At 69.4% G+C, this 12,141-nt stretch carries 10 protein-coding genes; 4 read left to right on the plus strand and 6 right to left on the minus strand.

Features of this window, described 5'->3' with window-relative positions:
- Position 1 precedes the first annotated feature (1 nt).
- Both R8F63_05940 and R8F63_05945 read right to left on the minus strand, forming a co-directional pair.
- A complete protein-coding gene (locus R8F63_05940) occupies positions 2-1,633 on the minus strand; it encodes an SH3 domain-containing protein (protein MDW3218136.1) in 1,632 nt (543 codons plus the stop codon).
- On the minus strand, positions 1,630-2,175 hold the full coding sequence (locus R8F63_05945) for a sigma-70 family RNA polymerase sigma factor (GenBank protein MDW3218137.1): 546 nt from the start codon (positions 2,173-2,175) through the stop codon (positions 1,630-1,632). Before R8F63_05945 ends, R8F63_05940 begins: the two co-directional genes overlap by 4 nt.
- Before the next feature lie 93 nt (positions 2,176-2,268).
- On the opposite strand from R8F63_05945, the gene R8F63_05950 reads away from it, so the two are divergent.
- Positions 2,269-3,030 carry a M15 family metallopeptidase gene (locus R8F63_05950; protein MDW3218138.1) on the plus strand — a complete coding sequence of 254 codons (762 nt, stop codon included), beginning with the start codon at positions 2,269-2,271 and terminating at the stop codon, positions 3,028-3,030.
- A gap of 230 nt (positions 3,031-3,260) precedes the next feature.
- Here R8F63_05950 and R8F63_05955 read toward each other — a convergent pair whose 3' ends face one another.
- The 3 genes from R8F63_05955 to R8F63_05965 all read right to left on the minus strand — a co-directional run bounded on the left by R8F63_05955 (position 3,261) and on the right by R8F63_05965 (position 7,081).
- A complete protein-coding gene (locus tag R8F63_05955) occupies positions 3,261-4,124 on the minus strand; it encodes an LLM class flavin-dependent oxidoreductase (GenBank protein ID MDW3218139.1) in 864 nt (287 codons plus the stop codon).
- Positions 4,125-4,146: 22 nt separating this feature from the next.
- A complete protein-coding gene (gene aroC / locus R8F63_05960) occupies positions 4,147-5,250 on the minus strand; it encodes a chorismate synthase (GenBank protein ID MDW3218140.1) in 1,104 nt (367 codons plus the stop codon).
- A 73-nt stretch (positions 5,251-5,323) separates the two neighbouring features.
- Positions 5,324-7,081 (minus strand): glycerol-3-phosphate dehydrogenase/oxidase, encoded by a 1,758-nt coding sequence (locus tag R8F63_05965; protein MDW3218141.1) that lies wholly within the window; start codon positions 7,079-7,081, stop codon positions 5,324-5,326.
- A gap of 25 nt (positions 7,082-7,106) precedes the next feature.
- On the opposite strand from R8F63_05965, the gene R8F63_05970 reads away from it, so the two are divergent.
- Entirely contained in the window at positions 7,107-8,756 is a 1,650-nt protein-coding gene (locus R8F63_05970) for an acyl-CoA synthetase (GenBank protein ID MDW3218142.1), read from the plus strand.
- A gap of 4 nt (positions 8,757-8,760) precedes the next feature.
- Here R8F63_05970 and R8F63_05975 read toward each other — a convergent pair whose 3' ends face one another.
- The gene (locus R8F63_05975; protein MDW3218143.1) at positions 8,761-10,110 is read right to left on the minus strand and encodes a mycothione reductase; all 1,350 of its coding nucleotides are present in this window, start codon (positions 10,108-10,110) and stop codon (positions 8,761-8,763) included.
- Positions 10,111-10,172: 62 nt separating this feature from the next.
- Here R8F63_05975 and R8F63_05980 point away from each other — a divergent pair, with 62 nt between their 5' ends.
- Positions 10,173-11,657 (plus strand): family 20 glycosylhydrolase, encoded by a 1,485-nt coding sequence (locus R8F63_05980; protein MDW3218144.1) that lies wholly within the window; start codon positions 10,173-10,175, stop codon positions 11,655-11,657.
- A 13-nt stretch (positions 11,658-11,670) separates the two neighbouring features.
- Positions 11,671-12,138, plus strand: coding sequence for a MaoC family dehydratase (locus tag R8F63_05985; protein ID MDW3218145.1), 468 nt, complete (start codon positions 11,671-11,673; stop codon positions 12,136-12,138).
- Positions 12,139-12,141 lie beyond the last annotated feature (3 nt).

A 12,141-nucleotide genomic window follows, 5' to 3' on the forward strand; every position in this document is an offset into this window, starting at 1 on the left:
GTCACGGGGTCCAGCCCCACCGCCAGATGCCGCGGATCACCGGGGCGCCGTCCTCGAAGTCGAAGACGACGGTGTAGCGGCGCCAGTCGAGCGAGACGTCCGGGTTCGGTTCCGGGATGTGGATCGTGCCGGTGACGAAGCGGTCGAAGAACTCGGGGAACTGGCCGACCTCGAAGAAGAAGTTCTGCCAGTCGAGGTCCACGTCCGGTCCGGCGGTGTACTCGGCGAGCTCCCACTTGGCGGTGTCGAAACCGAGGAACTCCTCGACGGTGGCGGTGCACTCGGAGCAGCGATCCTCCGTGCCATCCGGGCTCCAGTCCCGGGGCACGTCGAAGTCGCTCGACGAGACGGTGGTCCACGGCGTCGGCCAGTCGGCGTAGACGCCGATGCCGCCGAACTCGACGACGTCGTCGAACAGCCGGGGGTCGAGCGTGCTCACGTCGTGGAGGATCTCGACGATCCGGTGATCGGCGGCATCGTCGGGCACCGCGACCAGGTATTGGCTGTTGACCCAACCGCGGGCGTCCTCGGTCTCCACCTCGACCCAGCGGGCCGAGCCGACCATCTCCTCGTTGCCGGTGAGGATGATGCCGGTGGCGTCCGGCGGGAAGGACGTGATGATGTCGTTCGACACGCCGGCGCCGCTGCGCACGTTCAGGACGTCGTCGTCGGCCACACCGAACACGCTGTAGGTGGCTGCGGTGGTGGGGATGACTGCGGGGTTGACGGAGTAGCTGGCGATCGACGGGACCGCGCCCTCGAAGCCGGTGGTGCCCTTCAGCGTGATCACACAGGGGCAGTGCTCCCCGATCGGGGCGACCGCGGTGAAGGGGGCGAGCTCGGTGGCGCCGACCGCCACGAGCGTCTGCATGCCCTGGGCTTCGAGGACCGCCGAGCCCTCGAACGCCACACCGCGACCGGTCACGCGGATGCCGCCGGGGACACCCACGGCGCTGTCGATCGCGAACTCGTCGGACAGGACGAAGCGGATCTGGGCCGTGCCGTTCTCGGGCGTGTGGGTCACGACCTTGAAGGCGAACGAGTCGAGCGTCTCGCCGTTCTCGCCGCGGCGGTGGACGCCGAACGCCTCGACACCGGCCGTCGGGATGCCGTCGGCGATGGCGACGGACGTCGGGGTGATCTCGAGGTCGGTCAGGTCGTGGACCTCGGCGAGGAAGGCGGCGACCGCCTGGTCGGCCGGAAGCCCGTCGGCGTTCGTCCAGAGACCGAAGCCGGTCGCCGGATCGATCTGGAGCGGCTCGCCCAGCGCCGTGGACTGCGGCCCGGTCGGCTCCGGGGTCGACGTGCTCGGCGGGGTGGACGTGGTGGACGGCCCGTCCGACGTGGTCGGTGGCGCGGTGCTGTCCGGCGGCACGGTGGTGGAGCCGCCGGCCACGTCGTTGTCGAGACCGCCGTTGTCGTCTCGGGGGCTTGTCAGCAGGGCGACACCGACGAGGAACACCACCACGATGGCGGCCACGGCGGCGTAGGCCGCGGGGCGGGCCCACGGACTGGTCGGTGAAGTGGAACGGATCTTGTCGAATGCGTTGGGGGACACATCGATCTCCTGTGCTCGGGCCGAGAGTGCTCGGCGGATCTGGTCTTCGGTCTGGGGGTCTCGGGGGTCGTTCATCGGACTTCCTCGAGTCGGGAGCGGACTGCCGCGAGGCCGCGGCTGGCATGGGTCTTCACGGAGCCGGGGCTGATGCCCAGCGTGGCGGCGATCTCCGCCTCGTCGAGGTCGGCCTGGTACCGCAGCAGCAGCACTTCGGACTGGCGACGGGGGAGCTCGCGGATGGCGGCGAGGATCTCCTGGTTCTCGACCCGCTGCACCGCGGCCACCTCGGCCGCCTCGGACAGGTCCGGCACGGCATGCAGGTGGCGGCGTCGGACCCGCCGCTTGCGGAGTTGGGAGCGGGCGCCGTTGAGTGCCGCCGAACGCAGATAGGCGGCCTCGCGGCCGGGCTTGGGACGTCGCTCGATTCGAGCGAGCGCCGCGAACGCGTCCTGCACCACCTCCTCGCACGTCTCGTTGTCGTCGAGGAGGCCGGAGACGAGGCGGACCAGGCCGGCGTAGTGCGCGAGGAAGAGCGTCTCCAGCCAGTCGTCGGCGACGGTGAGCGGTGGATCCTGCATGAGTGACGGTGGGGGGATCGGACGTGGATCAGCGCGCATGGCACCTCCTCGCCCCTTACAGACGCCCGAGGTGCCCGTCGCGTTGACACGCCTGGCCCGATTCTTTCGTCTCCCGGTGTCAGAATCGGGGACGTGCACGTCCGATGGGCCCGATTCAGCGTGGTGGCGCTCCTCGTGGCGGCGTGCGGAGAGGGGACGACGAGCGTGGCCGACGGGCAGGAGCCGGTGAGCGACACCACGGCAGAGGCCACGACGACGACGCAGCCGGTGCCGTCCACGACGGACGCGCCGACGCCGACCGCCCTTCCGGCCGAGCCGGCTGCCCCGGTCGCGTTCGTCGCGGTCACCCACACCCTGGACGAGGCCGAGCTGGGCGCCTCGTGGCAACCGGGCTGCCCGGTCGCCGTCGAGGATCTGCGACGAATCGAGATGCCCCATCACGACGACGTCGGTGACGTCGTGATCGGGTCACTCGTCGTGCACCGAGACCATGTGGACGCCGTCATCGACGTGTTCGAGCGCCTGTACGAGGCGGCGTTCCCGATCCACTCGATGGTGCCGATCAGCACGTTCGCGGCCGACGACAATGCGTCGATGGCGGCGAACAACACCTCGGCGTTCAACTGTCGCGAGATCGACGGCCGGCCCGGCGTGTGGAGTCAGCATTCCTTCGGTGGCGCGATCGACATCAATCCGCTGGTCAACCCGTGGGTGCGCAGCGACCGCGTCGACCCGCCGAGTGGCATCGACTATGTGGACCGCGACCAGGACGTCCCCGGCATCATCCGCGCCGGGGATGTCGTGACGGAGGCCTTTGCGGCCATCGGCTGGCAATGGGGTGGCGACTGGACGACGAGCAAGGACTACCAGCACTTCTCCCACGACGGAAACTGATCAATTCCCCACAACAAGGAATCTCTGGTCACGAAAGGGTCGCAAATGTCGACCCTTTCGTGACCACAGATCCCGGGACATGCGATCTGTGGGCACCAAGGGGTCGCAAATGTCGACCCTTTCGTGACCACAGATCCCGGGACATGCGATCTCTGGGCACCAAGGGGTCGCAAATGTCGACCCTTTCGTGACCAGAGATTGCGCCTCTTGAGGGGTTCCTGCTTTTCGGGTCAGGGGAGGTGGGGGATGACGGTTTCGCCGAACTCGTGGAGGGTTTCCGGATCGGCGAAGTCGGTCGTCCAGACATAGGTGCGTTCGATGCCGGACTCGGCGCGGGCGCTGAAGTGTTCGATGAGTTCCTCGGCGTTGCCGATGGCGTGTCCGGTGTCGCCGAACCGGCGTTGGGCGGTCTCGATCACCGCGCCCCGATCGGCGTCCTCGCGAACGAACGTCATCCGTTCCTGGAGCGACGGCTTCGCCGAGCCGGCCTTCTCGCGGAGCGCGTCGAACTGGTCGAGCTTGTGGATCGGCAGGTTCCACCAGTCCGCGAAGCGGGCCACCAGGCCGAGCGTGCGGGGCCCGGCCCCACCGATCACGATCGGGATCGGTGCCGACGGCGGCGGATTCTGGACGGCGTCGACGAGCGAGTGGTGCTGCCCTTCGTAGGACACCGACTCGCCGGACCACAGCGCCTGGATCACCTCGAGTGTCTCGGTGAGCCGATCGACCCGCGCCTTCGGGGCGGTGTCGCCCACGCCGAACGTGGGGAACTCGTCGGGCACGCTGCCCCAGCCGATGCCGAGCTCGAACCGTCCCTCGGTGGCGTGATCGAGCGAGACCGCCTGGCGGGCCAGCACGGCGGGGTGGCGGAACGAGTCGCACAGTACGAGGTGGCCGACGGTGCCCGTGGTCTTCGCCCCGAGCCAGGTGGCCGCCACCATCGCGTCCCACATCGGCTGTGTCTCCGCCATCGGTGGCGCAAGGTGATCCATCAGGGCCACGCCGCCGAAGCCGGCGTCGACCGCCGTCTGGACGCGCTCGGCCATCGTCGGGAGGGTCATCCGCATCTGCGGGAGGAAGAGTTGGAAGTCCATGCGGCGCCGAGTGTGACGCAGGTCAGGGGCGAACGTCGAATGGGGGCAACACGTCCACGGCCTGCTGGCGGAGCCAGTGGTCGGCGAGCGTGAGGAGCACCATCGCCTCGACCATCGGCACGGCGCGGGGGAGCACGCACGGATCGTGGCGCCCCTTCGCGGCCAGCGTGGTCGCGTCGCCCTCGCGGGTGACGGTCTTCTGCTCGCTGGCGATCGTGCCCGTCGGCTTGAACGCGACCCGGCAGGTGATGTTGGCCCCGTTCGAGATGCCGCCCTGGATACCGCCGGAGTGGTTGGTCGCGGTGACGGGACCGTCGTCACCGGGCTCGAAGGCGTCGTTGTGGGTGAGGCCCGTCATGCGCGTGCCCGCGAACCCGCTGCCGATCTCCACGCCCTTCGCGGCCGGGAGGGACATGAGGCCGCCGGCAAGGTCGGCATCGAGCTTGTCGAAGACGGGCTCGCCCAGTCCGGCCGGCACCCGGCGGGCGACACAGGACACGACGCCGCCGAGCGAGTCGCCGTCGCGTCGCGCCTGCTCGATCGCCTCGGTCATGCGTGCCGCGGCGACCGGGTCCGGACAGCGCGTCGGGTCAGCCTCGACATCGTCGAGGGTCACGCCGCCGCTGTCGACCGACGCCTCGATGTCCGCAACCCGTTCGACCCAGGCGAGCACCTCGATGTCCGCGACCGTCGTGAGCAGCTTGCGGGCCACGGCGGCGGCGGCCACCCGGCCGATGGTCTCGCGGGCACTGGCCCGCCCGCCCCCGGCCCAGTTCCGGAACCCGTACTTGGCGTCGTACGTGAAGTCGGCATGCGACGGCCGGTAGACGTCCTTGAGGTGGTCGTAGGCGCCGCTGTTGTGGTCCTTGTTGCGCACCAGCACCGCCAGCGGCGTGCCGGTCGTGTGGCCTTCGAACACGCCGGACAGGATCTCGGCCTGGTCCGCTTCGTCGCGCTGGGTGACGAGCCGGCTCTGGCCCGGGCGACGACGGTCGAGGTCGAACTGGAGGTCGTCCACCGACAGGGCGAGCCGGGGCGGGCAGCCGTCGACGACCACGCCGACGCCACCCCCGTGGGATTCCCCGAAGGTGGTGACGCGAAAGAGGGTGCCGAACGTGCTGGCCATCGTGGGAAGTGTACGAGCCGGGGGCCCTCCGACCGGGACCTTTCCGCCTGCGGGGCGGCGAAGGCGTCGTCGCTCAGGTGTCCTCGTCGTCGTCGACGAGGCCGCGGGCGTCGACGACCTGGCGGCGGATCGTGTCCGCCGCGGAGTCGTCCGGTGCGTCGTTCGCGGCGAGTTCGGCGTCCACGCGGCGCTGCCAGGCGCGGATCTCCGCCGCCGTGCGCCGATCGTCCCACCCCAGCTCGCGGGCCATCAGCGCAGCCGCTTCGTGGGCGATGGCCGTGCCCCGTTCCTCGACCTCGATGGAGATCCGCAGCCGCCGGGCGAGCACGTCCTCCAGGTGCAGGGCACCCTCGTGCCGACAGGCATGGACGATCTCTGCGGCGACATAGAGGCCACTGATGACCTCCCGCAGGGCGTCGTCCTCGTCGAACAGGTCGAAGACGTCGTTGATCCGCGTCCCGTGGCGCCAGAGGAGACGCTCGACGAGGTCGACCGGAAGGCCGTGGCGCGCTGCAAGGTCCGGGGCTTCGTCACTCCACTCGTCCCAGTGCTCGCTGCCGAGCACGGTGACCTCGTCGGTGCACGACGCGGGGACGGGTCGGTCGAGGCCTTCGACGACGGTGTCGATCGTGTCGGCGGCCATGACGCGGTAGGTCGTGTACTTCCCGCCGGCGATCGAGATCAGGCCCCGGACCGGCTCGGCGACCGCGTGCTCCCGGCTCAGCTTGGCGGTGTCCTCGTCCTCGGCGCCGCTCACGAGCGGCCGGAGGCCGGCGTAGACGCCGACGATGTCGTCTTCGGTGAGGGGCCGGGCCAGCGCCGCGTTGGCGTGTTCGAGGATGTAGTCGATGTCGGCCTGCGAGGCGGCCGGGTGGGCCCGATCGTGGGACCAGTCGGTGTCGGTCGTGCCGATGAGCCAGTGCACGCCCCACGGGATGATGAACAGCACGCTGCGCGGCGTGCGCAACACGACGCCGCTGTGGCTCTCGATCCGGTCGCGGGGTACGACGATGTGGACGCCCTTAGCCGCCCGCACCGTGAGCCCTGTCGGGCCGGCCATGTCCTGTATGTCGTCGATCCAGACGCCGGTGGCGTTCACGACCTTCTTCGCCCGACAGACGATCGTGCGATCGCCTTCGAGATCGCGGACCTCGGCGCCGACCACCACACGGTCCTCTGGAGGGGCCGTGTCGTCCTCGAAGACCAGGCCGGTGACCTGGGTGCTCGTGGCGACGGCCGCACCGTGGCGGGCCGCGGTGCGGGCGACGGCGAGCGTGTGACGGGCGTCGTCGATCTGGGCGTCGGAGTAGACGATGCCGCCGATGAGCGTGGACTGTTTGAGTCCGGGGACGAGCTCGAGCGCGGATGTGCGGGAGAGATGGCGGTGGCGGGGGAGCGGGTTCTTGCCCGTCCACGCCAGCAGGTCGTAGAGGAGCACACCGGCGCCGTAGTAGAGGCGCTGCCACACCCGATGGTTGAGCGGGATCAGGAAACGCACGGGCCGGACGAGGTGGGGACACACCGTGCGGGTCAGCAGGCCGCGCTCGTGCAGCGCCTCGCGCACGAGCGCGAAGTCGCGCTGTTCGAGGTAGCGCAGGCCGCCGTGGAGCAACTTCGAGGATCGGCTGGAGGTGCCGCTCGCGATGTCGCGCTGCTCGACCAGGGCGACGGAGAGGCCGCGGGTGGCGGCGTCGAGGGCGCAGCCGACACCGGTGATCCCGCCGCCGATGACGAGGACGTCGAACTCCTCGTCGGCGAGGCGATCGAGGTCACGTCGACGTTGGCGGGGGCCGAGTGATCCGGGCACCGAGGTCGACGTGGGGGCATTCACGTCCCACAGCCTACGCTGCGTTGCCATGGCCCCGAACGAGCTGCCCGTGAGCGACGACGCCGTCAACTTCGCCACGATCTGGGAGGGCGTCGCCGATGCCCTCCCGGACGTGATCGCTGCCGCCCACGGCACCGACACCCACGACTGGGCGACGTTCGAGGATCGTTCGGCTCGTCTCGCGGGCGGGTTGCACGCGGCGGGCGTCGGTGTCGATGACAAGGTGGCGCTGTTTCTCTACAACGGCTTCGAGTACGAGGAAGCCCAGTTCGCGGCCTTCAAGCAGCGGGCCGTGCCCTGCAACGTGAACTATCGCTACCTCGCCGACGAGCTCGCCTATCTGCTCGAGAATGCGGACGCGAACGTGCTGTTCTTCGACGAGACGCTCTCCGACCGCGTCGCCGAGGTGCAGGACCGCTGCCCGCTCGTCACCCTCTACGTGCAGGTCGGGGGCGGAGACCTGCTGGACGGCGCCGTCCACTACGAGGACCTGATCGCCGGTCATGGGCCAGCGGAACGGATGCCCCGATCGGGCGAAGATCTCTGGTTCCTCTACACCGGAGGCACGACCGGCAATCCGAAGGCCGTCATGTGGCCCCACGATCAGATGATCGCCAACATGACTGCCCACTATCGGGTGCTGGACCGCGACATCCCCACGACGGCGACCGAGGCGATCGAGGCAGCCATCGAGCTGAGCAGCCGCAACCGCACGACGAAGCTGCTCGCCGCGGCGCCGCTCATGCACGGCACCTCCGGGATCAACGCCCTCCACACCCTCACCCTCGGCGGAACCGTCGCCACCCTCGCATCGCGGTCGTTCGACGCCGACGAGCTGTGGACGACGGTCGCGCTCCATCGACTCACCATGCTCACCATCGTCGGCGACGCCTTCGCCCGACCGATGCTGGAGGCGTTGGACCGGGCCGAGGCCGCCGGGCGACCCCACGATCTGTCGAGCGTGTTCCAGATCATGTCGTCCGGCGTCATGTGGTCCCAGGAGTCGAAGCAGGCGTTCCTCGACCACAAGCCGATGACGCTGCTCGACAGCCTCGGGTCCAGCGAGTCGGTCGGCCAGGCGATGCAGTTGACCCGGCGCGACCAGAAGGTGGCGAACACCGGCCGCTTCGAGCTCGGTCCGACCACGCAGGTGATCACCGACGAGGGTGAGATGGTCGAGCCCGGGTCCGGCGAGATCGGCCGGCTGGCGAACCGGGGCGCGAACCCGCTCGGCTACTACAAGGACCCGGCGAAGACCGAGGAGACGTTCCCGACGATCAACGGCATCCGGTGGTCGATCCCAGGGGACTATGCAACCGTCGAGGCGGACGGCACCATCACGCTGCTCGGACGCGGCTCGGTGTGTATCAACTCGGGCGGCGAGAAGATCTATCCCGAGGAGGTCGAGGAGGCGGTCAAGACGCACCCGGCCGTGGCGGACTGCAATGTCGTCGGCCTGCCCGACGACCGCTGGGGACAGACCGTGAACGCGGTCGTGGCGATCCACGACGACGCCACCGTCGACGACGACGAGATCATCGCCCACACCCGCACCCAGATCGCGGCGTACAAGGCGCCCCGGCGGATCCTGCGGACCGACGCGTTCGTGCGGAGCCCCAACGGCAAGTCCGACTACCAGTGGGCCAAGGCCGAAGCGGAGCGTCTCGCCAGCCTCTGAGTGCTCACAACTCGAGCAGCGCTTGTTCGATGACTTCGGGCAGCGCGGGGTGGATGTAGTACTGGCCCGTCGCCATCTCGTCGACCGTCTGGCCGGCGTTCATCCCCTGGATCAGCTGCTGGATGAGCGTGGACGCCTGCGGCCCCATGATGTGGGCACCCACCAGCGTGCGCGTCGCATTGTCCATGATGAGCTTGCAGATGCTCTCGGTGTCCTCCATCGCCCAGCCGTAGGCCGCAGAGGCGTAGTCCTGGACGTGGGACGTGACGTCGAGGCCCTGCGCTGTGCACTCCTGCTCCGTGAGACCGACCGTGCCGATCTGGGGGTGGCTGAACACGGCAGAGGGGATCAGATGGTGATTCAGCGGTCGGAGGTCGTCGGTGTGGGCGATGTTGTGCGAGACGACCTTGGCCTCGTGGTTGGCGACGTGCTTCAGCTGCGCGGGGTTGCTGATGTCGCCGAGCGCCCAGATGCCGTCGACGTTCGTCCGGCCGAACTCGTCGGTCACCACATAACCGTCGTCGTCGACTCCGACGCCGGTCTCGGTCACGCCGAGCTGGTCGGCGTTGGGGACCCGCCCGGACGCGACGAGCACTTCGTCACCGCGGACCTCGGTGCCGTCCGCCAGCGAGAGGACGAGTTCGCCGTCGTCGCGACGGATCCCGGCGAAGGACGCGTTGGTGTGCATGGTGAACCGACGGCCGTAGATCTCGGTGATCCGGCGGCTGATGTCGTGGTCCTGGTCCCGCAGCATCCGGTCGCTGCGCAGGAGGAAGGTCACCTCACTGCCGAACGATCCGAACACGCTGCCCAGCTCGGCGGCGATGAAGCCACCGCCGATCACGAGCAGCCGCTCCGGCAGCTGGTCGACCCGCATGATCGAGTCCGACGTGTGGAGGCCGACCGTGTCGATCCCGGGAATCGACGGGATGAACGGGCGGGCCCCGGCGGCGAGCACGATCGTGTCGGCCGTGATCGTCTCGTCGCCGACCCGCAGCTCCTTCGGGCCGACGAAGCGGGCGTCGTGCTGGAACACCGTCACGTTCTCGAGGCCCTTGCGGTAGTCCTCGCCGCCCGCCGCGATCGGATCGATGCGGCCGAACACGCGATCACGGATCGCAGGCCAGTCCGCGCCGTCGAACCGGGTGTGCACGCCGAGCTCGGGACCGCGGCGGGCCAGCTCGGCGACCTCGGCCGCGTAGACGAACATCTTCGACGGGATGCAGCCGACATTGAGGCACGTGCCCCCGAAGAGGCCTCGTTCCACCATCGCGACATTCCAGTCGTCGTGTTCGGGGCCGATGATCGAGTTGCCGGACCCGGCACCGATGATGATCAGGTCGAATCGCTGCACCGCCGCAGGCTAGCTTCGCGCCACCTCTCGACCCCTCGACCGTGACCGGAAGGGATGTCCTCGTGACGATCTTCGAACATCGCGCCTTCATGTTGGACGTCAGCAGGGACCGGGTGCCGACCCGCGAGACGCTCGAGTGGCTGGTCGGCGTGCTCGCAGCGGCGGGGTTCAACGAACTCCAGCTCTACGTGGAGCACACGTTCACCTATACGGGCCACGACACGGTCTGGGCGGACGCGAGCCCGCTGACGCACGACGACATGCGATGGCTCGACAGCGTGGCCGGCGCCGCCGGTGTGGCGGTGGTCGCCAACATGAACGGGTTCGGTCACATGGGTCGATGGCTGGCCCACGACGCGTACCGCGATCTGGCCGAGTGCCCCGACGGCTTCGACAGTGTCTTCGGGCGGGGCCGCAGCGAGCCGACGTGTCTCGAACCGACGCCGGAGAACGCGGCGCTCGCCGTCGAGTTGGCGCGCGACATCGGCTCGACGGTCACCGAGCGGCGGATTCACATCGGCGGCGACGAGCCCTTCGAGCTCGGCGACGGGCGGTCCGCCGACCGGGTGGCGTCCGAGGGGCGTGACAACGTCTATCTCGAGCACCTCAACCGGATCATGGAGCCGCTCGTCGCGGAGGGCCGCGCCGTCATGTTCTGGGCAGATCTCTTCCGGCGTGATCCGGATCTGATCCCGCGCCTGCCGGCCGGTTCCGTGCCGGTCGTCTGGAACTATGAGGCGCCGAGCGACATGGGGTGGAGCGGGTTCCTGCCCGAGTCGATGCTCGAACGTCTCGGGATGCCCGACGATGCGAACCTCGGCTTCGTCGCCCACGCCCGGCTGTTCATCGACGCCGGCGTGCACTTCTGGGTGGCACCGGGCGCGGGCGGCTGGAACACGATCCTCGGCCGCAACGTCAACGCGGCGGCGAACATCGCCGACGCCGCGGCGGTCGGTGCGGCCCACGGCTCGCCGGGGCTGCTGCTCACGGAATGGGGGGACAACGGGCATCATCAGCCGCTCGCCGTCGCCTTGCCGTCGATCGTGCGGGCCGGTCACGCGGCCGTCCACGGATCGCTCCCTCCCGACGAGGATGTGTGGACCCGCGTCGACGAGATCGCCGACGTGCCCGGCGGTACCGGTCGCCTGCTGGACGAGCTCGGTGGTCTCGGAGAGTCGATCGGCGTGACGATGCCCAACGGATCAGCCGTGTTCGGTGCGGTGGCGGACGCCGGCTTCCCCGTCTTCGGCGAGCCGGACGCCCCGGGCATCGAGGCGGCACTGGCGCTCCTCGATCGCGCCGCCAACTGGTTTGCGGAGGCTCCGTTCACTGGCCGCGGCGAGATCATCGCGGAGGAGATGGCTGCGGCCGTCGGGCTCGCCCGGATCGGCCTGCGGCGCCTCGCGGCGGAGCACGGCATCGAGGCCGGGGGCGGTACGCCGACCAGCGCCGACCTCGACGCCGTGATCGCGGCCTACCGAGCGGCCTGGTTGCGCTCGAGCCGACCCGGCGGCCTGGACGACTCGGTCGCCACGATCCGTCGCTGACTACGCTGCCGCGATGACCAAACGGCCCGTGACCGGCAAGTGGCTCGAGGAACTGACCCCCGGGCTCGTCGTCCAGCACGCGATCCGGCGCACGATCACCGAGGCGGACAACGTCGGGTTCTCGACGATGACCATGAACCCGGCGGCGCTCCATCTCGACTTCGCCTATGCGGCCGAGACGGAGTTCGGGAAGCCGTTGGTCAACTCGCTGCTGACCCTCGGCATGGTCGTCGGCATCTCGGTCCACGAGACGACGATGGGCACGACGGTGGCGAACCTCGGCTTCGACACGGTCGACTTCCCGGCGCCGCTCTTCCACGGCGACACGATCCGGGTGGAGACAGAAGTGGTCGCCGCCCGGGAGTCGTCATCGCGACCCAACCAGGGTGTGGTCACGTTCGAGCATCGGGCCTACAACCAGGACGACACGCTCGTCTGCCGGGCCGTGCGCAACGCCCTGATGCTGAAGGCCCCGGCCTGACTA

Source organism: Acidimicrobiales bacterium, assembly GCA_033344915.1.
Lineage (GTDB): Bacteria > Actinomycetota > Acidimicrobiia > Acidimicrobiales > Aldehydirespiratoraceae > JAJRXC01.

What these genes read in the sequence shown, in the direction of transcription:
- R8F63_05955 (MDW3218139.1), bottom strand. Translation starts at nt 4,124, where the DNA reads ATGGACTTCCAACTCTTCCTCCCGCAGATGCGGATGACCCTCCCGACG.
- R8F63_05970 (MDW3218142.1), top strand. Translation starts at nt 7,107, where the DNA reads ATGGCCCCGAACGAGCTGCCCGTGAGCGACGACGCCGTCAACTTCGCC.
- R8F63_05945 (MDW3218137.1), bottom strand. Translation starts at nt 2,175, where the DNA reads ATGCGCGCTGATCCACGTCCGATCCCCCCACCGTCACTCATGCAGGAT.
- aroC (MDW3218140.1), bottom strand. Translation starts at nt 5,250, where the DNA reads ATGGCCAGCACGTTCGGCACCCTCTTTCGCGTCACCACCTTCGGGGAA.
- R8F63_05940 (MDW3218136.1), bottom strand. Translation starts at nt 1,633, where the DNA reads ATGAACGACCCCCGAGACCCCCAGACCGAAGACCAGATCCGCCGAGCA.
- R8F63_05985 (MDW3218145.1), top strand. Translation starts at nt 11,671, where the DNA reads ATGACCAAACGGCCCGTGACCGGCAAGTGGCTCGAGGAACTGACCCCC.